Source organism: Corynebacterium occultum (assembly GCF_009734425.1).
In the GTDB taxonomy this organism is placed as follows: Bacteria; Actinomycetota; Actinomycetes; order Mycobacteriales; family Mycobacteriaceae; genus Corynebacterium; species Corynebacterium occultum.
On sequence record NZ_CP046455.1, the window covers coordinates 3,086,247 to 3,109,186 of the forward strand.

22 protein-coding genes are annotated in these 22,940 nt (G+C 63.9%); 9 read left to right on the top strand and 13 right to left on the bottom strand.

What is annotated here, in order from left to right:
• Nucleotides 1-8 precede the first annotated feature (8 nt).
• Together COCCU_RS13885 and COCCU_RS13890 are read left to right on the top strand one after the other, a co-directional pair.
• Nucleotides 9-1,007, top strand: a complete 999-nt coding sequence (locus COCCU_RS13885) for a bile acid:sodium symporter family protein (protein WP_156232394.1) — start codon at nt 9-11, stop codon at nt 1,005-1,007.
• Between the two features lie 104 nt (nt 1,008-1,111).
• Nucleotides 1,112-1,432 carry a hypothetical protein gene (locus COCCU_RS13890; protein ID WP_156232396.1) on the top strand — a complete coding sequence of 107 codons (321 nt, stop codon included), beginning with the start codon at nt 1,112-1,114 and terminating at the stop codon, nt 1,430-1,432.
• On the opposite strand, the gene COCCU_RS13895 is transcribed toward COCCU_RS13890, so the two are convergent.
• Genes COCCU_RS13895 through COCCU_RS13915 form a run of 5 tightly spaced genes read right to left on the bottom strand, consistent with a single transcriptional unit; the run spans nt 1,429 to nt 5,004 of the window.
• Entirely contained in the window at nt 1,429-1,812 is a 384-nt protein-coding gene (locus COCCU_RS13895; protein WP_231598798.1) for an META domain-containing protein, read from the bottom strand. The genes COCCU_RS13890 and COCCU_RS13895 overlap by 4 nt on opposite strands.
• Before the next feature lie 57 nt (nt 1,813-1,869).
• Nucleotides 1,870-2,211, bottom strand: a complete 342-nt coding sequence (locus tag COCCU_RS13900; protein ID WP_156232398.1) for a branched-chain amino acid transporter permease — start codon at nt 2,209-2,211, stop codon at nt 1,870-1,872.
• 1 nt (nt 2,212) lies between these two features.
• On the bottom strand, nt 2,213-2,947 hold the full coding sequence (locus tag COCCU_RS13905) for an AzlC family ABC transporter permease (RefSeq protein WP_156232400.1): 735 nt from the start codon (nt 2,945-2,947) through the stop codon (nt 2,213-2,215).
• Nucleotides 2,947-3,552, bottom strand: coding sequence for a YqgE/AlgH family protein (locus COCCU_RS13910; protein ID WP_156232402.1), 606 nt, complete (start codon nt 3,550-3,552; stop codon nt 2,947-2,949). Before COCCU_RS13910 ends, COCCU_RS13905 begins: the two co-directional genes overlap by 1 nt.
• Before the next feature lie 18 nt (nt 3,553-3,570).
• Nucleotides 3,571-5,004 carry a CCA tRNA nucleotidyltransferase gene (locus COCCU_RS13915; protein WP_156232935.1) on the bottom strand — a complete coding sequence of 478 codons (1,434 nt, stop codon included), beginning with the start codon at nt 5,002-5,004 and terminating at the stop codon, nt 3,571-3,573.
• Nucleotides 5,005-5,234: 230 nt separating this feature from the next.
• On the opposite strand from COCCU_RS13915, the gene COCCU_RS13920 reads away from it, so the two are divergent.
• The 7 genes from COCCU_RS13920 (at nt 5,235) to COCCU_RS13950 (ending at nt 16,116) form a co-directional block, all read left to right on the top strand.
• Nucleotides 5,235-6,308, top strand: coding sequence for an NUDIX hydrolase (locus tag COCCU_RS13920; RefSeq protein WP_156232404.1), 1,074 nt, complete (start codon nt 5,235-5,237; stop codon nt 6,306-6,308).
• Nucleotides 6,305-9,091, top strand: coding sequence for a hypothetical protein (locus COCCU_RS13925; RefSeq protein WP_156232406.1), 2,787 nt, complete (start codon nt 6,305-6,307; stop codon nt 9,089-9,091). The genes COCCU_RS13920 and COCCU_RS13925 overlap by 4 nt, the downstream gene beginning before the upstream one ends.
• A gap of 135 nt (nt 9,092-9,226) precedes the next feature.
• Nucleotides 9,227-12,643 carry a murein biosynthesis integral membrane protein MurJ gene (locus tag COCCU_RS13930; RefSeq protein WP_156232937.1) on the top strand — a complete coding sequence of 1,139 codons (3,417 nt, stop codon included), beginning with the start codon at nt 9,227-9,229 and terminating at the stop codon, nt 12,641-12,643.
• 115 nt (nt 12,644-12,758) lie between these two features.
• Nucleotides 12,759-13,325, top strand: a complete 567-nt coding sequence (locus tag COCCU_RS13935) for a sigma-70 family RNA polymerase sigma factor (RefSeq protein WP_156232408.1) — start codon at nt 12,759-12,761, stop codon at nt 13,323-13,325.
• 172 nt (nt 13,326-13,497) lie between these two features.
• A complete protein-coding gene (gene trxB / locus COCCU_RS13940; RefSeq protein ID WP_156232410.1) occupies nt 13,498-14,439 on the top strand; it encodes a thioredoxin-disulfide reductase in 942 nt (313 codons plus the stop codon).
• Between the two features lie 75 nt (nt 14,440-14,514).
• On the top strand, nt 14,515-14,838 hold the full coding sequence (gene trxA / locus COCCU_RS13945) for a thioredoxin (RefSeq protein WP_156232412.1): 324 nt from the start codon (nt 14,515-14,517) through the stop codon (nt 14,836-14,838).
• Between the two features lie 96 nt (nt 14,839-14,934).
• Nucleotides 14,935-16,116 carry an N-acetylmuramoyl-L-alanine amidase gene (locus tag COCCU_RS13950; RefSeq protein ID WP_156232414.1) on the top strand — a complete coding sequence of 394 codons (1,182 nt, stop codon included), beginning with the start codon at nt 14,935-14,937 and terminating at the stop codon, nt 16,114-16,116.
• A gap of 16 nt (nt 16,117-16,132) precedes the next feature.
• Here COCCU_RS13950 and COCCU_RS13955 read toward each other — a convergent pair whose 3' ends face one another.
• The 8 genes from COCCU_RS13955 to rpmH all read right to left on the bottom strand — a co-directional run bounded on the left by COCCU_RS13955 (nt 16,133) and on the right by rpmH (nt 22,018).
• Nucleotides 16,133-16,807 (bottom strand): hypothetical protein, encoded by a 675-nt coding sequence (locus COCCU_RS13955; protein WP_156232416.1) that lies wholly within the window; start codon nt 16,805-16,807, stop codon nt 16,133-16,135.
• A gap of 14 nt (nt 16,808-16,821) precedes the next feature.
• On the bottom strand, nt 16,822-18,105 hold the full coding sequence (locus tag COCCU_RS13960) for a ParB/RepB/Spo0J family partition protein (protein WP_156232418.1): 1,284 nt from the start codon (nt 18,103-18,105) through the stop codon (nt 16,822-16,824).
• Nucleotides 18,106-18,123: 18 nt separating this feature from the next.
• Nucleotides 18,124-19,164 carry a ParA family protein gene (locus tag COCCU_RS13965; protein ID WP_156232420.1) on the bottom strand — a complete coding sequence of 347 codons (1,041 nt, stop codon included), beginning with the start codon at nt 19,162-19,164 and terminating at the stop codon, nt 18,124-18,126.
• Between the two features lie 218 nt (nt 19,165-19,382).
• The gene (gene rsmG, locus COCCU_RS13970; protein WP_156232939.1) at nt 19,383-20,012 is read right to left on the bottom strand and encodes a 16S rRNA (guanine(527)-N(7))-methyltransferase RsmG; all 630 of its coding nucleotides are present in this window, start codon (nt 20,010-20,012) and stop codon (nt 19,383-19,385) included.
• 178 nt (nt 20,013-20,190) lie between these two features.
• Nucleotides 20,191-21,144 (bottom strand): membrane protein insertase YidC, encoded by a 954-nt coding sequence (yidC, locus tag COCCU_RS13975; RefSeq protein ID WP_156232422.1) that lies wholly within the window; start codon nt 21,142-21,144, stop codon nt 20,191-20,193.
• Between the two features lie 56 nt (nt 21,145-21,200).
• Entirely contained in the window at nt 21,201-21,428 is a 228-nt protein-coding gene (gene yidD, locus COCCU_RS13980; protein WP_231598953.1) for a membrane protein insertion efficiency factor YidD, read from the bottom strand.
• A gap of 49 nt (nt 21,429-21,477) precedes the next feature.
• Nucleotides 21,478-21,846 carry a ribonuclease P protein component gene (gene rnpA / locus COCCU_RS13985; protein WP_156232424.1) on the bottom strand — a complete coding sequence of 123 codons (369 nt, stop codon included), beginning with the start codon at nt 21,844-21,846 and terminating at the stop codon, nt 21,478-21,480.
• A gap of 28 nt (nt 21,847-21,874) precedes the next feature.
• Nucleotides 21,875-22,018: a 50S ribosomal protein L34 gene (gene rpmH / locus COCCU_RS13990; RefSeq protein WP_156232425.1), complete on the bottom strand. Its 144-nt coding sequence runs from the start codon at nt 22,016-22,018 to the stop codon at nt 21,875-21,877.
• Nucleotides 22,019-22,940 lie beyond the last annotated feature (922 nt).

Sequence of the window (22,940 nt, forward strand, 5' to 3'; positions counted from 1 at the left end):
AAGCACTCATGGTCTCCCGTCTGAAATTGCCTAAGGCGGATCCGCTGATCCTGTTGATCATCGCGGCCGTCCTCGTGGCCATCATCCTGCCCGCACGCGGAGAGTTCGCCGAATGGTTCGCCCTGGCCACCCAGATCGCCATCGCCGTGCTCTTCTTCCTCTATGGTGCCCGACTGTCCACCCAGGAGGCGCTCAACGGCCTCAAGCACTGGAAGCTGCATCTGCTGATCCTGGCGTTCACTTTCGTGGCCTTCCCCATCATCGGTGTCGCACTCCGCCCACTGACCTACTTCATCTCCGAGGATCTCTACATGGGCATCCTCTTCCTGACCCTGGTGCCCTCCACGGTGCAGTCCTCGGTGGCCTTCACCTCCATCGCCCGGGGCAATGTGGCGGGCGCGATCGTCTCCGCCTCCGCCTCAAACCTGGCCGGCGTCTTCCTCACCCCCTTGCTGGTCATGCTGCTGATGTCAGCCGGGGATGGGGTTCAGGTGGATGCCTCGGTCTTCATCAATATTTCACTGCAGCTGCTGTTGCCCTTCATCCTGGGGCAGCTCTTCCGTCCGCTGGTGGGTAAGGCTGCAGCTTCCAAGGGCACCAAGATCGTGGACCGTGGTTCCATCACCATGGTGGTCTACTCCGCCTTCTCTGCCGGCATGGTCGCCGGGGTCTGGTCGAGTGTGTCTGTCGGCAGCATCATCTTCCTCATCATTTTCTCGGTGGTGCTGGTGGCCTTCATGCTCTGGTTGACCCGCTTCATCGCGCAGAAGCTGGGCTTCAACCGGGCGGACACCATCGCCATCGAGTTCTGCGGAACCAAGAAATCTCTGGCGACCGGACTCCCGATGGCGGCGGTCATCTTCGGCGGAGCAAACCTCGGCCTGCTGATCCTGCCCCTGATGCTCTTCCATCAGATCCAGTTGATGATGTGTTCCTGGCTGGCTGCCCGCTACGCTAAGCGGGGGGAGGGGCCGAAGCAGGTGCAGCTGCAGTCCGATCCCAGCTAGATCCACCCCAAGGGAAGTCGGCCGGAGAGTGAACCCTCACTTTCCGGCCGACTTCTTTATTTCTGGGGTGGTGTGGGTTGCTTTAATTCAGCTCCCTCAGGAAGATGTTTCACGTGAAACCTTTCCTTTATGTCCGCACCGAATTGTCCATCCCCGGAACCGGGAAGGCGGTCCACCTTGCCGAGCTGGAGCCTCTCGATGACACCCTCTGCCGCCTCTACCGGATGATTGAACTCGACGCCCATGGATCCATCGTCGGCGCCATGAATCACGGGAAGACGGTCGGCGGCTCCCAGCAGCCCAATGAGTTGGTGCCGCACCCCGACACCTATGAGCAGTACCCGGACATCACCGCCGAGATGCTCAATGAGAGAGAATTCGAGGGCCTCTGGAGCGAAGCCAGGGCAATCTTCCCGGAACTCTAGGAAGCACCTTCCCCCTGTCGGGGGAGGGTACCGATCTCCACGCCACCCTGATCGAAGACATGGAGGACAGCTCCTTCCACCTCCAGGGATTCTGCGGCGGAAAGCCAGGTCTCCACATCCGGGCAGGCCATCATGGTGGTGGCGATGGGGCCGAGGATGACACTCTCACCCTCAAGCTCCCAGGTACCGATCATCCGGTTGCAGCCATCGGTGCCATGGAGTTTTCCATCAGCTTCGAGTGTCAGCTGGGGTTGCCCCGGCTCATCGGAACCCCAGGCGCCCTCTACCGAGTCGCCGGATTCCGAAGCGGTGGCGCAGCCGCTCAGCAGAACCAGGGCAGCGACTACGGCACCGAGCATTCCCAGGGTTCTCTTCCTCATGGGGCTGAGCCTACCCAGCGAAAGTCCCCGGCGAAATAGCTCCGCAAGGGAAAAATCCTAGAAAACCAGATTCACCAGCAGCATATAGCTCAGCGTGCCCCCGACGATGGAGAGTCCGGCGGAGCGGCGCCAGGCGTGGAGGATCACGGTGACCCCCACCGCAATGAGGGAGGCGCTCAAACCGCCGGGGGATTCAAGTTGGCTGTGGAGGGTGTAGATCACCAGGGCCGCCATCACCCCGACCGGCATGGTGATGCCCAGCATCCCGATGAACTCACTGCCCTTGAGGCGTTTCAGCGCCGAGAAGGGGAGCTGTCGCAGCGCGAGGGTCACGATCGCCACCGGGATGAGCACCCCGAAGACCATGGGCAGGGTGACCCCCTCCGGCAGGCCTGTCATCTCAGCGCCTTCCCTTCTCCACCGGACGGCGCAGCTCCATGGCGCGGTCCAGGTTGGGGAAACGGTAGCGCGCAACCAGGATCAGGAAATAGGCGATCAGCGCGATCACGAGCATCTGGGTGGGGGCGATGAAGCCGGCGATGAGCGTCAGCAACATGGCGAGCAGAGGGAGGGAGAAGTCCCGGTTATTCTGGAATGACTCCCAGGTGAGCACCACGAATAAAGCGGTGAGTGCAAACTCCATGCCCTGGAGTCCCGGGGGGATGAGTTCCCCGGCGAGCGCCCCGAGGATGCCGGGGATCACCCAGAGTGACTGGCAGAAGATCTGGATCGTGAGTACCCGCGCCCCGGAGATCTTCCCCGGGGGACGGGCCGAGACGATGGCGTAGGACTCATCGGTCAGGGCATAGGTGGAGTAGAGCTTTCCCACCGGTGAATGGATCTCTTTGCGGGGGAAGGTCAGGCCATAGAAGACATGCCGGAAATTGACCATGAATCCGGTGATCGCCGCAGTGAGGGGACCGACGCCGGCAATCACCAGATTCAACGTCAGGAACTCCATGCTTCCGGCGTAGATGATGAAGGAGAAGATCGGTGCCCACCACCAGGCGAAGCCGGACTGGGTCACCAACAGCCCGAAGGCCAGGCCGAGGGGAATCAGGCCGAGTCCCACCGCCCAGGTTTCCTTGATTCCCCCCTTGATCTCCCCGAGTGTTTCACGTGAAACATTCGCCATTAGTTTTCACCGAGGTCAGCCGGAAAGGTAGAGAAGAGGGGCAGGGGCATCTGCTGACGTCGCATCACATCACCCCACAGGTCGACTCGACCCGGAGCAATGACATCGGAGGGCAGCGCCGGGGTGACGAACCAGTCCCCGAACTCAATCTCCTCCTCCAGCTGACCGGGAGTCCACTCCGCATAACCGGCGAAGAGCCGCATGCCCTCCACGAGCTCAGCGACTTCCTCCGGCTTGGAGCGCAGATCCACATGAGCCAGGCGGTTGGCCAGTCGGTTCAACTGGGGGTGATCATCGATATTGACCCCGTTCTTGGTCACCGCCAGCCCGGCCACGGACTGCTGGTTCAGGGGTCCCCCGATGTAGAGGGCCTGAGGCTTGGCCACCGCGGGCAACCAGTCCGGCATCACGTTGAAGACCGCAAGCTCACTGCGGGCAGTCAGGTTCACGCCGAAGGTCATCTGCGGCGAATGCTCGATGATCATGATCACGCTGCGGGTGAAATCACCGGACAGCATGCCCGGGGCAGCCACGAGCAGCATGCCGGGCTCAGGCGCCATTCTTTCCATGGCATTGAACAACCGGTCCGCATATAGATCAGCCATCGTGTCCCAATTCCTTTCCTATTGTTCCGACTGTTGTCCGGCCCACCAGGCCTTCAATTCAACAATCGCTTCCTCATGATCGAGGGGACCGCGTTCCAGCCTGAGCTCCTTGAGGAAAGACCAGGCTTTGCCCACCTCCGGTCCCGGCGGCAGGTTCAGGATCTTCATGATCTCATTGCCATCCAGATCCGGCCGGACTCGGGCGAGATCTTCCTTCTCGGCGATCTCCGCGATCCGCTCCTCCAGCTGATCGTAGGTGCGTTGCAGGCGTTGCGCCTTCCGATGGTTGCGGGTGGTGCAGTCCGCCCGCACCAGCTTGTGCAACCGGGGGAGCAGTTCACCCGCATCGGCGACATAGCGACGCACCGCGGAATCAGTCCACTGGCCTTCACCGAAACCGTGGAAACGCATGTGGAGGTAGACCAGCTGGCCCACATCCCCGACCATTTGCTTGGAGTACTTCAGGGCACGCATCCGTCGGCGCACCAGCTTCGCACCCACCACCTCATGGTGGTGGAAGGTCACCCCACCACCATCCGGCTTGAACTCCCGGGTGGCGGGCTTGCCGCAGTCATGGAGCAGGGCCGCCCAGCGCAACACCAGATCAGGACCATCCTCCTCCTGATCCATGGCCTGGCGCAGCACCTGCATGGAGTGGGCGTAGACGTCCTTGTGCTGGCGGTGCTCATCCTGGGTCAGCTTCATCCCGGGGATCTCCGGGAGGACATGCTCGGCGACCTCGGTTTTGACCAGCAGGTTCCAACCGGTCCAGGGAGCCTGGCCGGCCATCAGCTTGTCCAGCTCGGCCTGCACCCGCTCCACCGTGATGCGCTTAATCTCATCGGCCATGTCAGACATGGCGGCACTGACCCGTTCCGCCACCCCGAATCCCAGCTGGCTGGTGAAACGGGCGGCGCGCAGCATGCGCAGCGGATCATCATTGAAGGACTGTTCCGGGGCGGCGGGGGTGTCCAGGCGGCGGGCCGCCAGATCCGCCAGGCCACCGACCGGGTCATGGAAGCGGCCTTCGACGGCGGCACCCCCGGCGTCGATAAGCAATTCCACCGCCATGGCGTTGACCTTGAAGTCCCGGCGGATGAGGTCACCCTCCAGGGTGTCACCGAAGAGCACCTCCGGATTCCGGGACTGGCCGTCATAGGTGTCGGAGCGGAAGGTGGTGATCTCGATCTGCTGGCCATGCTTCTCCGCGGAGAGGGTGCCGAAGTCGATGCCGGTATCCCAGACCACCTCAGCGAAATCATCCAGAATGGCGCGGGTCACCTCCGGCAGGGCGGAGGTGGTGAAGTCCAGGTCATGTCCGAGCCTGCCGAGCAGCGCGTCGCGGACCGAGCCCCCCACCAGATAAAGGGACTCCCCACGATCCCGGAAAGCCACCACCAGATCCAGGAGAACGGGGGAGAGGGAGAGGATGGCCCGCTCAGCGCGCGCCATCAACTCCACCTGGGAGGCGGCTTCGGTACTTGCGGGCTCAGTGCCCAGATCCTCGGTGTTCACCTGCCTTATTCTACCCGGGGTGCCCCCAGGAAAACCCAATGGTGTTTGAGGACCGGAGCTGCCGGGGGCCGAAAAGACCGGGGCAGGGGGCGGAACAAGGGCACCCGCCCCAGGCGGTGGCGGTTCATTAATACCGTATCGCCCCGCCAACGGATACGATGGCGGGGATGAACGACAACACTCGGACCCGGGAATCCGGGCAGGACTCCGCGGGAGCCTCCACGTCCTCCGGCGCTGGCCCCGAATCTGGTGCGCCCAAAACGCGGCGACGCCGTCGTCGTTCCCGACGCCGCGGCAGCAGCAGCAACCAGCAGCGCTCCACCCAACAGCAGGGTTCCACCCCCACCGAAGGTGCCAGCGACTCCCAGAGCGGCCAGGGCAAACAAAACACCCAGGGCGCGAAGGAGACCGGCGGCACCCAGTCCTCCCAGTCCCGGCGCCGCTCCCGGCGTCGTTCCGGATCTCGCTCCGGCAACAAGTCCACCACCACTGCCAAGACCCAGGGCACTGAAACCCAGAGCGTCGAAGCCAAGGAGAACAAGGCAGGCGAGACCAGGGCACCGGAGACCAGGGAGAACAACAGCCCCACCAAAACCACCGAGACCAAGGGAAAGGGCCGCCGCCGTGGGGCGGCGGGCCGCAACCGTCGTGGCACTCCCCGCACCCAGCCCACCCAGACCAGCGGGGGGCGCCGTCCGGCACGTGGCCAACAGCGGGGCGGTTCCCATAATTCGCGGATGCACACCCGCGATGAAACCTCCGCCGGAGGTCTGGTGGTCTCCGGCCTGGCGGAGGCCGTCAAGGACTCCGGCGAGGTGGACCTCTCCCGGATCTATGTCGCCCTGATCGGCCGACTGGATCGCCGTGGCCGACTCCTGTGGTCCATGCCCAAGGGGCATGTTGAACCAGGTGAGGCCCAGGACTCCACCGCCGAGCGTGAGGTGTGGGAGGAGACCGGCGTCCACGGTGAGGTCTTCGCCGACCTGGGGGTCATCGACTACTGGTTCGTCTCCGATGGAACCCGGATCCACAAAACTGTCCACCATCATCTGCTGCGTTATGTCGACGGTGACCTCAATGATGAGGATCCGGAGGTCACCGAGGTGTCCTGGATCCCGGCGAGTGAGCTCATTGAGCACCTCGCCTACGCGGATGAGCGCAAGCTGGCCCGGATCGCACATGATCTGCTGCCGGAGCTGGCCCGGAAGGAGAAGTCAGCGGGAAGGACGACACCGAGGTGAGCTTTCAGGCGCACTCCGGAACCAGTTGGATCCGCACCGGATCTTTCGGTGCCGTTGCCCTGCTGAGCGGTGCCCTGTTCCTGCTGCCCACGCACCCCGCCGGGGCAATGCCCCTCCCGCTGAACCCTTCAGATCCGGCGGTGGCGGAGCAGTGGATCAACCCGCTGCTACGCCCCGGGGAATCCGATGAAGAGATTTCCATCCAGCTGCTTTCCGCACAACCGGCGGTCCTAACCCCCGGCGAGGAACTCGAGCTCACCTTCGCCCTGAGCAATCACAGCGGGGAACTGGTGGAGAAGCTGGTGCTGCAGCCCCAGCGGGCGGATCCCTCATACACCACGGCCAGCGCCCGGCAGGTGATCGGTTATGAGTCCACCGCCTACCCCTACTATGGCGCTCCCACTGAGCTGGGCTCCCTGGCCACGGGCGAAACCCGGGAGGTGAGTCTCCGCATCCCCACTGACCCCGGCGCGCCCGGCACCCTGAGCATCACGGAGCCGGGTGTCTACCCGCTGCTTTTCGGGTTGCGTAGTCAGCGTGAGGGAGTGGTGGGGGAAGAGTTCAGCACGGAGCGTTTCCTGCTCAGCGTGCCGGAGCCCGCCGGGGAGAGCCCTGCGGATGGCACGCTTATCGACGCCGTGGATCCTGCGCCTGCGGCAACCCCTGGGGTGAGTCTGCTTTATCCTTTGGCCGCCCGCACTGACATTCTTCCCGGGGAAACCGGGGATGCCCCGGACGCGACTCCGCTGATCCTGGGTTCTGAGGATCTGGCGGGGGAGTTGGCCCCCGGGGGGCGACTGCGGTTGTTGTTGGGGGAGTACCGGGAGGCGATTTCCGGGCCGGGTGGTCAGGCGTTGCAGGATGCCAGCTGCATTGGGGTTGACCCGGCGTTGTTGGACACGGTGGATCGGATGAGCCGTGGTTATCTGGTTGATGATGCCCGCCCGGTGGAGATTGAGGCCGGACAGCGGTTGCGTGATAGTTGGACTGAGGAGATGGACCGCGATCCGGCGACCCAGGGTGTCGGCCAGGCGGATGCCGCCACCTGGTTGGCGGAGTTGCGGGAACTTGCGGCGCAGAGTTGTGTCCTGGCCTTGCCCTGGGGTGGGGCGGATCTGGATGCGGTGAACTCCACCGCCAATGAGTGGTTGATGCGGGAGGCCCTGGAGCGGGGTCCTTATCTGATCCGCCGGATCCTGGGGGTCATCCCGATGACCAATGTGGTGGTTCCGGGTAGTGGCTATGTCGGGGTTGCGACGGCACCGGCCCTGGGCTGGGCTGATCTGGCGACGAATGAGGCTGCCGGGTTGAGTGCCGATCCGGAGCGTACTGATGCCCATGCCGGTTTGCAGGAGGCCTGGGAAGATTCGGCCTCCGACCTGGCTTCGGAGGGTGAGGCAGGCGGTGGGTCCCTGGAGGCCACCCTGGATGACACCAGTCTTCCGGATGATGCGGCAACCCCGCTGCCGGAGGTTCCGGCCACCACGGTCAATGTGCTGGTGTCGGAGAACACGGTGTGGCAGTCCACTCGGGTGGATCGTTTTTCGGCCTTGGCCCCGGGGATCCGTTCGGTCAGTTACCAGGGTTCCCTGGCCGCCACGTTGGCCGCCACGGGGATCCTCCCGGGGACCGCCGGTTACTCGAATCCGGCCACCCGTTTTGATTTCCGCATTGACTCCCCGGCTGCTCGGGATCTGAATGCGGCGGCCGGTATCCGCTTGGCTACCGCGGAGCTGAAGTCCGCGGCCACCCTTGATGAGGCCGGGGAGCTCAGCGCAGCTCCGCTGTTCGTGATGCCCCCCGCGCAGCTCTCCGCCGGCACCGCCGCCACTGTGGTGGATACGCTCACTCAGTTGTTGGAGGAGCAGGAGCTCAGCCCCCTGGGTGTGGCTGAGTACCTCACCCCGGATGCCGCGCAGCAGGAACGGCTGGATGGTGCTGCACCGGTGGATGAGCGGGATGCCACCGCTTTCGGTGCTCCCTATGAGGATCCCACGATCTTCAGCGATGGGGAGGTGCTGCGCGCCAGTCAGCAGGCCAACTACACCGATGACCTGACCCGGATCATGAGCAATGATCCGGCGATCTCGCTGACCCGCTATGAGTACACCGCCCCGCTGCGCCGCGATCTGCTGCTGGCCCTGAGCGGTGCGGGCCGTCGTTCCTACGCCGGTTTCTGGGAGAGTGTGCAGGCTTCCGATCAACGCCTCAACGGCAACCGGACAGTGCTGCAGGCATTGCGCAGCTCGGTGTCGCTCATCCCCCCGGGCAATGTCTACACCCGGGCCTCGGAGTCTTCACCCCTGTTGATTGTGGCGCAGAACCGCCTGCCGCTGCCCGCCCAGGCGAAGATCTCCTACCGCGGTCCGGAGGGGGTGGGTCTGAATGTGCCCACCGAGATCCGGATCCCGGCGCAGGGTTCCATCTCCCTGCAGATGACCGCTGACCTGCCGGGCGACCAGGAGCGCACCGACCTGGTGCTCTGGCTGTCCACCAGTGACGGGGCGGCGATCTCGGATCCGGTGGAGATCAGTGTGCAGACCCGTTCCTGGACCGTCGGCACCTCCGGTGCGGCGGTGCTGCTGGTACTGGCTCTGGCACTGGCGTTGATCTTCCGGGTGGGGCGGCAGCGCCGCGCTAAAGCTTCCCGACGCCCCGAACCTGAACCAGCCGCCACCCCGGCGACGACGACCCGGCGCCCCGCACGACGTGCCAGCCCCCGGCGGGGTAGTGGCCATGCGGATGAGAATTCCGGTTCCCCCAGGCCTCCCGGCAGGTCCTGACTTTTCGGTGGTGGTGCTCTCCTGGTACCACCACCGAAACCATTAAGGCCCCTTGTACGACCCCCCGGATGACTTCAATCAGAATGGTTCTTCGTGAGCACTCCAGATCCGGCATCCACTGATGCCCCCACCCCGATGAAGGGCTCAGCCCCCACGGCTGGCCTTCGTGGCCGTATCGTGCCACCCACCCCACCGGCCCCGGTACCGGAACCACGGCCCGTTTCCCGACCCCGACAGACCCCACCGGTGGAGGACCGCTCCCGGCTGACCCGCGCCCCGGGTGTCCCACAGCCCGCCCCGGAAACCGCCGCAGCCGCCGGGGGAGTTGCTCTGGCGGAACCCGCGGAGCAGGAGGTCACCTCCAATGAGGATGTGGTCCGCTCCACCGGTTCAATGGCGATCGCGACACTGATCTCCCGGATCACCGGTTTCCTGCGTAATGCCATGATCGGCGCCTCCCTGGGCCCGGCGGTCGCCTCCGCCTTCAACACGGCGAACACCCTGCCGAACCTGATCACCGAGATTGTGCTCGGCGCGGTGCTGACCTCCCTGGTGGTGCCGGTGCTGGTGCGGGCGGAAAATGAGGACGCCGACCGGGGCGCCGCCTTCATCCGCCGCCTCTTCACCCTCTCCATGACCCTGCTGATCATCGTCACCGCGGTGGCACTGTTGACCGCGCCCTTGCTGACGCGGATGATGCTGGGCACGGATGGCCAGGTCAATGTCATCCAGTCCACCTCCTTCGCCTTCCTGCTGCTGCCCCAGATCCTCTTCTACGGCATCTTCTCCCTCTTCATGGCGGTGCTGAACACCAAGGGCATCTTCAAGCCGGGTGCCTGGGCACCGGTGGCCAACAACCTCGTCAGCATCGCCGTGCTCTCCCTGTACCTGCTGCTGCCGGGTGGATTGAACCCCGCGGCACCTTCCGGCATCACCGATCCGCATGTGCTGCTGCTCGGCCTGGGCACCACCCTGGGCGTGGTGGTGCAGGCCCTGATCATGCTGGTGCCGCTGCGCCGCGCCGGGATTGATCTGCGCCCCCTGTGGGGCATTGATGACCGCCTGAAGCAGTTCGGTGGGATGGCGTTGGCCATCCTCGTCTATGTCGGTATCTCCCAGGCCGGTTATATCGTCACCACGAATATCGCCGCCGGGGCGGATGCCGCCGCCCCGATCATCTACTCCCAGGCCTGGCTGCTGCTGCAGGTGCCCTACGGCATCATCGGTGTCACCCTGTTGACGGCGATCATGCCGCGGCTTTCCCGCAATGCTGCGGCGGGTGATGACAAGGCGGTGGTCGGTGACCTGACCATGGCCACCAAGTTGACCTTCATCGCCCTGATCCCGGTGGTGGTGTTCTTCACCGCCTTCGGCCCGGACATCGCGGTGGCGCTCTTCCACTACGGCAACTTCGACCTGGAGTCCTCCTCGCTGCTGGGTCTGACCCTGAGCTTCTCCGCCTTCACGCTGATCCCCTATGCCCTGGTGCTGCTGCATCTGCGTGTCTTCTACGCCCGTGAGGAGGCGTGGACCCCGACCTTCATCATCGCCGGCATCACCGCCACGAAGATCGTGCTTTCCCTGGCTTCCCCGCTGGTGGCCGCCTCCCCTTCCCGGGTGGTGGTTCTGCTGGGCGCGGCCAATGGTTTCGGTTTCGTCGCCGGTGCCTTCATCGGTGCCTTCCTGCTGCGCCGCAAGCTCGGTTCCCTGGGCTTCCGGGACATCATGCGCACCACCGCCTGGGCGACTGCCGCCTCCATCATCGGTGTGGGAGTGGCCCTGGTGGTGCACTTCCTGCTGGACCTGGTCTTCCCGGAACTGCCCTCCCCGATGGGCAGTATCCTGGCCGCGGTGAAGGTCGGTATCGCCGGCATCATCTTCCTGGTGGTCACCGGTGTCACGCTCTCCTTCTCCCGCCTGCCGGAGGTCCAGAACCTGGGTGTCGTCCTGCAGCGGGTGCCCGGTCTGCGTCGTTTCATCCGCCCGGACACCTCCCGCCAGATCGAGGTGGAGGAGCCCACCGTGCAGGAGATCTCCACCCAGCTGCAGAGCATGGACACCTTCAACGCCTCCCCGGTGCCGCCGCCGATGTCGGCAGGTGTGGTCCGTGGACCCCGCCTGGTGCCCGGCGCCCCGGTCTCGGATGGTCGTTTCCGGCTGCTCGCCGACCATGGCAGTGTGCCGGGTGCCCGGTTCTGGCAGGCCCGGGAACGTTCCTCCGGCCGCACCGTCGGCCTGGTTTTCGTCGACACCACCGGTTCCGCCCCGATGGCCCCGGCCACCCCGGCCGCGGCTGCGGGTGCCGCTGCCGAAGTGGTGCGCCGCACCCGCAAGCTGGGTCGTCTGGAGCACCCCGCGATCAGCGGCATCCTGGAGGTGGACGCCTACCGGGCGGGTTGCCTGGTGGTCACCGAATGGGTTCAGGGCACCTCCCTGAAGGCGGTGGCGGAACAGGGCGCTGACCCCCGTGCCGCCGCCTACGCAATCTCCGGTCTGGCTGATGCCGCGGCCGACGCCCGGGATTCCGCCACCCCACTGGGTCTGGACAACCACGCCCGGATCCGCATCAACACCGATGGTGAGGCCGTGCTGGCCTTCCCGGCGGTGCTGACGGACGCCTCCTACGCCGCGGACCTGGCCTCCATCGGCGCGGCCTTCAATGTCCTCATCGAGGATGAGAGCGCCCCCGCCGAGATCCGGGAACTCCGGGATGAAATCCGGCAGAGCGCCGCCCTGGCCAAACGCCGCGAGAAGGGCGAGGAGGAGGCAGGGGAGGAGCTGATCCCCCTGACCCCGGCGGAGTGTTCCCGCCGCCTGCGCCACCTCGGCCTGGGCAGCGGCGCCGAAGACAGCGGGGAGGGTGAGGGGCCGGACACCGGCACCACCCCGATCGTCGTCACGCGGGAGCCGGCACCGCAGCCCAAGGACCGCCCCGGTTTCGGTTCCCGCAGCTACTCCCGCCGCATGCTGGCCACCATCGCCGTTCTGGTGATCCTCCTGGTCACCATCGGTGCCGCCCTGATCGCCTTCATCGCCAGCTTCATCGGCGGGGACAGCGAGCAGTCACCGATCAGCCCCGAATCCATCCAGGGCTCCCAGACCAGCACCGCACCCCGGGTGATGCCGGTGATCCAACCGCTTAACGACGCCCGCGGTTGGCCGGGTTCCCTGCCCGGCAACCTGGCGCGCATCATCGACCGCGATGAGGGCACCACCTGGCGCTACGCCGGCAACTTCGAGGACGTGGGCATCGCCCTGGAGCTGGAGAACCTCGCCGGAATCCAGCAGCTGAGCATCCGGATGAGCGAGGGCGGGGCCCAGCTCAGCGTCCACGCCCTGCCCGCCGGAACCGATGCCGGGGCGGTAACCTCCCTGACCGAGACCCGCGAAATCGCCGCCGACACCCTCAGCGAGGGTCTCAACACCCTGGTCGTGGAATCCACCACCGAGGTGGCGAGCGACCGGCTGATCCTCTGGTTCGATCAGCTGCCCGCCGGGCAGGATGAGCTCGGCATCGCCGAGGTTGAGGTGATCGGACAGACCCTGGAGTAGGGGCAGGCCCGAATGACTCCCCTGCACAATATGATGTGCAGGGGAGTCAGGTGTTTTCCCGGGTGGTGTCGTGCAATGGGGGAGTAACTTTAGTTCGGGGAATTCGGGGGAATTCATGAAGCACCGCTATTTTGGCGAACTCTCGGACCAGGATCTGGTCCATAAACATCTGGCGGGGGACCGGGGCGCCTTCACCGAGATCTTCCATCGTTATGCCACCAGATTAATGTGGGTGGCCAGGCGCTATACCCGCAATGAGCAGGATGCCCACGATATCCTGCAGGAGGCATTCTTCAATGCGGCCCGCAACCTGCACACCTTCCGGGCCGAGGCCTCCCTCTCCACGTGGCTGCACCGTCTGGTGATGAATAGTGGCTATGATTTCGCCCACCATCGCAGCCGCCGGGAAGTGGCCACCCTGGACAATGAAGTCATTCCGCATGAATTTAACCTGCGGCTCAGCTATGACCCGGTGTCCCGGGTCGACCTGGTGCTCCTGCTGCGACAGGCCCTGGCCACCCTCCGCCCCGAGCAATCTGCCGCCCTGCTGCTGGTGGACCTGGTCGGTTATAACGTCACCCATGTCGCCGATCTGCACGGGGTAGCCCCGGGCACCATCAAATCGCGGCGCTGCCGGGCCCGGGAAAACCTGCGGGAGGCACTGGAACCCAGCCTGGGGTGAGGTGTCTAAAAACACTGCCGGGAACATTCCGGGGTGTCGGGAGCGTTGAACCCTGGGGAGAAGCGGCTTCCAGCCACCTCCCCCGATACACTTGGAGCGTTGCGCCCCCCTTCTTGGGGAGTGCAGGCATTCCCGCCGCCCCACGCCCGGAAAGAACCAGAAAGAGGCATTCATGACAGAGGAAGCTACGGTCCACGACGTCGCCATCATCGGCTCCGGTCCCGCCGGTTACACCGCCGCCATCTACGCCGCCCGTGCCGAGCTCAAGCCCATCGTCTTCGAGGGTTATGAGTACGGCGGCTCCCTGATGAACACCACCGATGTGGAGAACTTCCCGGGCTTCGCCCAGGGCATCATGGGACCGGAGCTCATGGCCGACATGCGTTCCCAGGCTGAGCGTTTCGGCGCCGACCTGCGCATGGAGATGGCCGAGAACGTGGACCTCAGCGGTGAGATCAAGCGCATCACCGCCGACGGCCAGGAATACCTCGCCCGCACCGTCATCCTCTCCACCGGTTCCGCCCCGCGCCAGCTCGGCATCGAAGGTGAGCAGACCCTCACCGGCCGGGGTGTCTCCACCTGCGCCACCTGCGACGGCTTCTTCTTCAAGGGCCAGCACATCGCCGTGGTCGGTGGCGGCGACTCCGCCATGGAGGAAGCGATCTTCCTGACCAAGTTCGCCGAGTCCGTCACCATCGTCCACCGCCGCGAAGGCTTCCGCGCCTCCGCCATCATGTTGGACCGCGCCAAGGCCAATGAGAAGATCCGCTTCCTGACCGACACCACCGTCAACCGGGTTCTCGGTGAAGGCAAGGTGGAGGGCCTGGAGATCTGCAACACCGTCACCGGTGAAGTCTCCACCCTGGATGTCACCGCCATGTTCGTCGCCATCGGCCACGACCCGCGTTCCACCTTCCTGCAGGGCCAGGTCGAACTCAACGAGAACGGCTATGTGCTGGTCGAAGAGCCCTCCACCCGCACCAACGTCTCCGGTGTCTTCGCCTGTGGTGACCTGGTTGATGATCACTACCAGCAGGCCATTACCGCCGCCGGTTCCGGCTGCCGCGCCGCCATCGACGCCGAGCACTACCTCGCCGCCCTCGGCGACAACTAAGCTGAATGGATCAAACCAGGGGCCCCCAGGGGTCCGGGAACCATTCCGGCACCAGAACTTTGAGGAGTAAATCCAATGAGCAATGTCATTGACGTCACCCAGGACACCTTCCGCTCCACCGTCATCGAGTCCGAGAAGCCGGTGCTCGTTGACTTCTGGGCGGAATGGTGCGGACCCTGCAAGAAGCTCAGCCCGATGATCGAGGAGATCGCCGCCGAGTTCGGTGATCAGATCACCGTCGCCAAAATTGACGTGGATTCTGAGCGCACCCTGGGAGCCATGTTCCAGATCATGTCGATCCCTTCGGTACTCGTTTTCAAGGACGGCGAAAAGGTCGATGAATTCGTCGGTCTCAAGCCCAAGTCCGAGATTGTCGCAATGCTGAAGGACCATCTCTAGCTGGTACGCTGACTCAGGAATTCAGCCTCCGGCAGCGGAGCCACCTGCTCCGGGGGATACATCAGCAGCATCTAGAGTTCTTATGGAAGGAGAGTCGTGGCAGACGTGCTCAGGGTCGGGGACCGCAGCGCCCGCGTTGCGGAAACCCGGACGACCCTTGCCCGCCTCGGTCTACTGCAGGGCTACGCCGGCGAAGTAGCGGGGCGGCAGACCGACAAGTTCAGCGACTCCGACATGAGCTTTGAACCTGAGCTGGCCGAAGTTCTCAAGGCCTTCCAACAGTCCCGCGGCATCATCCCCACCGGTGAGATCAATGATGTCACCCTGCGGGAACTGCGCCACGCCTCCTATAAGCTCGGTGCCCGCGTCCTCTCCTTCGTCCCCGGCAACCAGATGATCGGCGATGATGTCGCCCAGCTGCAGGACCACCTCCAGGAGCTCGGCTTCTACTCCCACAAGGTTGACGGCCACTTCGGGGAAGCCACCTACCTGGCGACCCGCAACTACCAGCTCAACTCCGGCCTGCAGGATGACGGGGTCTGCGGCCCGGGTACCGTCCGTGCCCTCGGGCTGCTCGGCCGTCGCATCACCGGCGGCTCCCCGCAGGCCATCCGGGAACGCGAACACGTCCGCAACGCCGGCCCCAAGCTCTCCGGCAAGCGCGTGGTCATCGACCCCGCCCTCGGCGGAGCCAACAAGGGCATGATCGTCCGGGGCCCCTTCGGGCAGATCACCGAGGAGGAAATCCTCTGGGACCTGGCCACCCGGGTGGAGGGCCGCATGATCGCCGCCGGCATGGAGACCATCATCTCCCGTCCCCGGATGGATGATCCCAGCCCGAAGAAGCGGGCCGAGATCGCCAACGCCTTCGGTGCTGATCTGATGATCAGCCTGAACTGCGACCGCTACGAGAATGAGAAGGCCAATGGTGTGGCCTCCTTCTACTTCGGCAGCGACATCGGCAGCAGCTCACTGACCGGGGAAACCCTCAGCGGTTATATCGAGCGTGAAATCGCCGCCCGCACCAGCCTGATCAGCTGCGGCAACCATGCCCGCACCTGGGAGCTGCTGCGCCTGACCAAGATGCCCACCGTCGAGGTCACCGCCGGTTACCTGAGCAACCCCGGTGATGTGATGGTGCTGGCCAGCCCGGAGGGCCGCGACGCCATCGCCGAGGCCATCATCGTCTCGGTGAAACGCCTCTACCTGATCGACCAGGATCAGCAGCCCACCGGCACCTACAAGTTCAGCGAACTGCTGCAGGCGGAACTGGGCTAGGAGCCGGGGCTGTACTTCAGCAGGCCCCGACCTTCTCCAGGTTCTCGGAGATCCCCAGCTTCGCCAACAGGTCCACCGGCGGTGGAATCTCCAGCCGCAGGCGGGGGATCACCGGATGCTCCCTGATGACCTGGAAACCGGCGGACTCCAACACGGAAAAGTTGATCAGACCGATATCCCCGGCCTTGGCCACAAGCTCGGCAAGCTGGGTGTCCATGGGCTGATCCGGGTCCTCGATATAATCCTCCCGCAGCCCGAAAGCCTCCACGGCGGAGACATCCTTGGCCATCAGCTCCATGATCGCGGCGTCGATAAGCACCGCCTCCATGCCCTCCCCGGAACGGACCGCATCGATGAAGAGGGAGGTGATGATCTCCGCATCCTCGGACACCGGTCCGGAGGGCAGCTGCTCCGCCCCAGGGGCCTTGTCACGGCCGCAGTAGAGCACCGTGCCGAAGACACTTTCCAGGGCAGCCGGAGCCAGGGGGCTGGGGGCGGCGATACTGTAGCCGCAGCAGCCGTACTCATGGGTGGTGGTGGCCAGCCAGGCTGATTTCTCGAAGAGCGGGTCACCGGAGGCGTGCACCGAGGTGGCGGTCGCCGCGTCACATTCCCAGAACACCGAACGAGCGGCACGGGGGTGCAGGAGACCCAGGTGCTGCTGGTTGATGGGGTAGAGACGGGCGCCCATCTGCGATTTCCCGGTCAGCGCTCGCGGTCGATCAGCGACATGATGCGCTCAAAATCATCACGGTCGCCGAACTCCACGACGATCTTGCCCTTACGCTTACCCATCATCACCGACACCCTGGTGTCCAGGCCATCAGCGAGACGGTCCGCCGCCCGGGTGAGGAACTCCGGTTGCGGGGTGGGCTCCTTCTTTTTCTTCGCCTCCAGCTCATCACCCTGATTGAGCAGGGTGACGGCTTCCTCGGTGGCACGCACCGACATTCCCTCGGCGATGATGCGCTCAGCCAGCTGATCGCGGGCGGCATCATCGGCCTTGAGACCAAGCAGAGCACGGGCATGACCGGCGGAAAGCACCCCGGCAGCCACCTTGCGCTGCACCGCGAGGGGCAGTCCCAGCAGGCGGATCATATTGGTGATCACCGGACGGGAACGTCCCAGACGCTGCGCCAATTCCGCCTGGGTGACATCGAACTCCTCCAGCAGCTGCTGGTAGGCGGCGGCCTCTTCCAGGGGGTTGAGTTGTACCCTGTGGATATTCTCCAGCAGCGCATCGCGCAGCATGGAGCCGTCCTCGGTCTCCCGCACGATCGCCGGAATGGCGTCCAACCCGGCAATCCGGGAAGCCCGCCAACGACGCTCACCCATGATGAGTTCATAGCCACCGCTGGGCTTGGGGCGGACCACGATCGGCTGCATGAGGCCGAACTCGCGGATCGAGTGAACCAGCTCATCGAGGGGTTCCTCCTCGAAGACGCTCCTCGGCTGCTTCGGATTCGGGGTGATCTCATCGAGGGGGATCTCCCGGTAGGTGGCACCGATCTCTGCCGCACTGACCGGAGCTTCGGGAGCCTCAGGGGTTTCGGGGGTTTCCGGAGCGTTGGGGGTTTCCGGAGCGTTGGGGATTTCCGGAGCGTCGGGGGTTTCCGGAGCTTCTTCTTCCTCCTTGCGGCGCTGGGCGTCATTTTCCGCAGCCGCCTGGGCAACCAGGGGAGAGACACCCCGGGGGTTACTGGCCAGCGGGATGCCGGTGGGGGCGCCCTCGGTGGCCTTGAAGGGGTTGACGGGGGAGCGGGGTGCCTCGGCGGCCTCCGACTCGTCCGGGGCGGCCTGGAATGCCTTGGCCACCCGGGCCTTCTCCACCTCTGCTTCCCGACGGTCGTGCTCACCCTTGGCGCCACGGGCACCGCCGAGGACGATGTCCGCAGCAGAGTCACCGAGCCGCGGTGCGCTGCTGGCGGCACTGGGGATCAGTGCGGCCAGGCCGCGACCAAGACCCCCCTTGCGTTTTTCCTGAGACATGATTCAGGTGCCTTTCTTTCAGTCCTCGTTGCTCTGCGATGATTCGGCGAGCTGGGCACCGGATCCTGAGTCAGAGGCCTGGGCACCCTCTGCTTCTTCCGCCTCCGCCTGACGGAGGGCTGCCTCGATTTCGAGGGCCGTCTCCGGGCTGACGCCGATGGCGCCGGTACCCGGTGCGGGCTGGTAGTCGCCGCGGGTGGCGAACTCCTGCGCTGCCGCCAGGTAGGCACCGGCACCCCGGGATCCGGGATCGTACTGGATCACGGTCAGCCCATAGCCCGGAGCCTCAGAGACCTTGATCGAACGCGGGATGATGGTGTCCAGCACGACACCCCCGAAGTGCTCGCGAACCTCGGTGGCGACCTGCTCCGCCAGCTTGGTGCGGGCGTCGTACATGGTCAACAGGATGCCCGAGATGTGCAGCGAGGTATTCAGGTGCTCCCGGATCATGGTGATGTTGTTGAGCAGCTGACCCACACCCTCCAGGGCGTAGTACTCACACTGGATCGGGATGAGAACCTCATCGACCAGGGTCATGGCGTTGATGGTCAGCAGGCCCAGGGAGGGCGGGCAGTCAATGATGACGTAATCGAAGCCGTACTTCTCCAGGAAGTCACCCCGGACCGAATCATAGAGCCGGTACTCACGACGCACCAGGCTGACCAGCTCGATCTCGGCGCCGGCCAGGTCGATGGTGGCCGGGATGCAGTAGAGGTTCTCCATCTCCGAGGACTGCTGCAGCGCCTCCTCCGGCGTGCACTCCCCGATGAGCATCTCATAGCTGGACAGCGTGCCGGCGCGGTGTTCCACACCGAGGGCGGTGGAGGCGTTGCCCTGGGGGTCCAGGTCAATGACCAGGACCTTCATTCCGTGTAGTGCCAGTCCCGCCGCCAGATTCACCGAGGAGGTGGTCTTGCCGACGCCGCCCTTCTGGTTTGCGATCGTGATCAGACGCGGAGAGTCCGGCTTCGGCAGTTTAAGGGAGTTAGGAGTGAGCACCTGCGCCGCCCGGCGGGCTGCCTCGGCGATCGGTGTGTCATCCCACTGCTGGTCATCCATGGACGCTTTATGCCCCTCTTCCTGATGCTGAAACCGGTGCCTTCGGGCACTATATCCACAGTAGTGCGTATGGCGGGCTCCCACCATAAGCAATTGGCCCCGGGGAAGGGCCCATTTTCTCTGCCACTGTCATTGCCGCGCTCCAAGCGCGGGACTGTTCCGGGCCATCCGGTGAAACATTCCGGCCCGGCCCCGATATCAAAGAGCCTAACCGACGACTAGCGCACCCGGGGAATGCGGATCAGGGTGGTGGGTTCTGCCAGCAGCCCCTCACCGACCCGGATGACCTCACTCGCGCCCCCGCCATAACGCTTGATCTCCTCGGCATCCCGCTCAATTTCCTCGGCGACCGAGGAACCTTTCATCGCGATCATGGAACCACCGATCCGGGCCAGGGGCAGGGACCAGCCGACGAGGCGACCCAGGGGGGCCACCGCACGGGAGGTGACGATGTCGACCTTGCCCAGCTCGGCGCGGACTGCCTTCTCCTCCGCACGACCACGGATCACGGTGACATTGTCCAGGCCAAGTTCGTCCTTGATCTCAGCCAGGTAGACCGAGCGCTTGAGCAGCGGCTCGATCAGGGTGATCTTCAGGTCCGGGCGGGCCAGCGCCAACGGGATGCCCGGCAGGCCGGCACCGGAACCGATATCAGCCACGGTCGCACCCTCAGGCATGGCCTCGCCGATGACGGCGCAATTGAGGATATGACGGTCCCAGAGTCGCGGAACCTCACGGGGTCCGATGAAACCCCGCTCCGACCCGGTGGTGGCCAGGGAACGGTGATAGGCGATCGCCTGATCCAGCTTCTCACCGAAGATCTGTGCCGCAACTTCCGGAGTCTCGATCGCATCCGGTTGTTGGTCAGAATCGCTTGGTTTCACGTGAAACCTTCCCCTTTCATCTTGAGTGTCGTGTCGAACTATCCCCAGATTAGTTCACTGACCTTAAAACAAGAACAACCGCCGCCTCCCTCACGGGGAGACGACGGTTGGCAGCTTCTGCGGCGGGTGAAACCCAGGGGGTTTACTTCCGCTTCTTCTTGGGATTATTCGGCTTGATGCCGGGTTTCGGGGCGGAGGTCCGGGCGGCAGCCTTGCGGACCTCCTCCTCCGCTTCTTCCTCACGGTCCATCTTGTTGAAGATGTAGCGGGACTGGAAGAAGGTCCAGATGTTATTGGCGACCATGTAGAAGAGCAGGCCCAGGTGCCAGAGGAAACCGGTGAAGAGGATGGTCAGGGGCATGACCCAGAGCATCATCTTGTTCATCATCTGCATCTGGGACTGCATCATCTCACCCTGCGGAGCCTGCTGCTTGCCGGAGGCCAGTCGGGACTGCTGACGGGTGACGGAGATCTTGGCGTTGAAGTGCGTTGCCAGAGCGATGATCAGAATCAGCGGAGCCGCCACCAGGATGATGTCCATCCGGGCGAAGTCGACATTGGGGAATGCCGCGTACATGTCTTCCGGCATGGAGATATAGGCCGAGAGCGGGACCCCGAAGAAGGTCGCATCCATGAAGGACTGCACATCCTCCACAGAGAAGATGTAGTTCGGGGTGTTGTAGTTCTCCTCGATCGACAGGCCCAACTGGCCGACACCTTCACCGGTGCGGTTGAAGGAACGCAGCACATGGAAGAGGCCGAAGAAGACCGGGATCTGGACCAGCACCGGGATACAGCCGGCCAACGGGTTGACCCCCGCCTCCTTCTGGATCTTGCGGGACTCTTCCATCATCTTCTGCTGGTTGTTCTTGTACTTCTCACGAACAGCCTGCAGCTTGGGTGCCATCTCCTGCATCTTGCGGGAGGAACGCATCTGCTTGACCATCGGCCGCACCAGGAGGGTACGGACCGTGAAGGTCAGGAAGATGATCGACAGCACCCAGGTGATGCCGGCACCGGGATCCAACACAAAGCTGAAGACCTTGTGCCAGAACCACAGGATGGCCGAAATCGGCCAGTATACGAAGTTGAGCACTCTAAGTCAGAACTCCTCGGTGGTTGATGAATGATGTGGCCGCGGGAATGCAGACCTCACCCGACGCCTCTTGCAGGCACCGGGTCATAGCCACCCGGATGCCAGGGTCCACACTTGGAAAGCCGCGCCAGCGTGAGCGATAACCCCTTGAAAGCTCCGTGACCGGAGAACGCCTCAAGTGCATATCGACTACAGCTCGGTTCGAAACGGCAGGTGGGCCCCATCTTAAGGGCCGAAATATAGTTTTGGTAGAAACGGACCGCAGAAAAAAAGACCCGTGCCAGGGGGCCCCGCGGGGCGGGAACTGCCCTCTCACCCGAATCCCACACGGGATCATCGGGGTGGCACACGGGTCTTCAACTTCTCCACCGTGCGACGCAGATCCCGTTCCAGTTCAGCCGAGGTGGCCTCAGCGGACCTGGGCAGAGCCCGGATCACCAGGTGGTGGTTCTTCGGCAGTTCCGGCGCCAGGGTGGCGCAGATATGCCGAAGCCGTCGAGCGGTGCGGTGGCGGACCACCGCATTCCCGACGGCTTTGGAAATGATCAGACCGAAGCGGGGTCCGCCGATGATGACGGGCTCCGCTTCGGCCGAAGCCTCCCAGAGATGAACAACAAGGGTACGACTGCCGGCACGTTGCCCACGCTTGATCGTCCGATCGAACTGGACCGGAGACGTGAACTTATATTGCCGGGGAAGCACCTTTCAGACCTGGGGAGAAGGCGCTTAATTAAGCGGTCAGCTTCTCGCGGCCCTTACGACGACGTGCGGACACGATTGCGCGTCCGGCGCGGGTACGCATACGGGTACGGAAACCATGCACACGTGCACGGCGACGGTTATTCGGCTGGAATGTCCGCTTGCCCTTTGCCACGGTAATTCTCCTAAAAGTATGTGTGGTGACCGCTTCAGAGGTGGTGCGGGATTGCACCTCAAACCTCTGCCGGGTGGGTCACCCAAAAATTGGATGTTATTTGCTGAGATACGGCGACCACGACCCAGTGGTGGATCAGGCTGCCATGCGCAGTTCCGCACAGACTCGCTGGGAACATCCCGGGGGATATCCCATGGCCCGGCTTCAGTGCCGGCACTGCTCTCAAAGCACACAAACCGGAAAGCTTGCACCCTCGGTGGTGTGACAGACCATCACAGACTACGTGACTTTCGGGGGCCAGAACAAATCGACGCGCCTCACATTTCGAGAGCGAGCAACGGGGGCCCCTGAAATTACAAAACTGTCATTTTCAACAGGTCACGCCCGGTTTTGCGGTGCCAGCTGCAGCCGAGCCGAGGCCCGGACGTGAATTCCGGAGGCGGAAGAAGTTACTTAAGGGCTCGAAACCTTTCGTTCACCTAGACATTCCCGCAGATCGGGGAGTAACAATGGAGACAAAGTCCACAATTCACAGGCTGTGATTTTGCCGCTCTGTGGATAACTTTGGATAACCGGGTGAGATTTCCAACACAGCACAGCATAACTGCAGGTCAAAAGGTTGAAACTCCCGCTTCACGTTATCCACAGCCGATGCGCTAAGCTGTGGACAAGCATCCACAGCAGAGTTATCCACAGGTGTGGATAAACTTGTGGAAGACGAGGTTGCAGCCATTTTCCGACTGTGAAAGGCGCGGTGAACAACTTCTGTCATTTACACAAACCCACCGCGCCATTCAGCCCCCATTCCGAGGCCAAAGCCGAGCCGGCGCACCTTGCCTGCACATGGCTGCTCCGACTATGCCGTTCCTTTGGCATCAGTCGTTGTCAATGACCCCGGAACTACTTAAAGAACGAGGAAAGT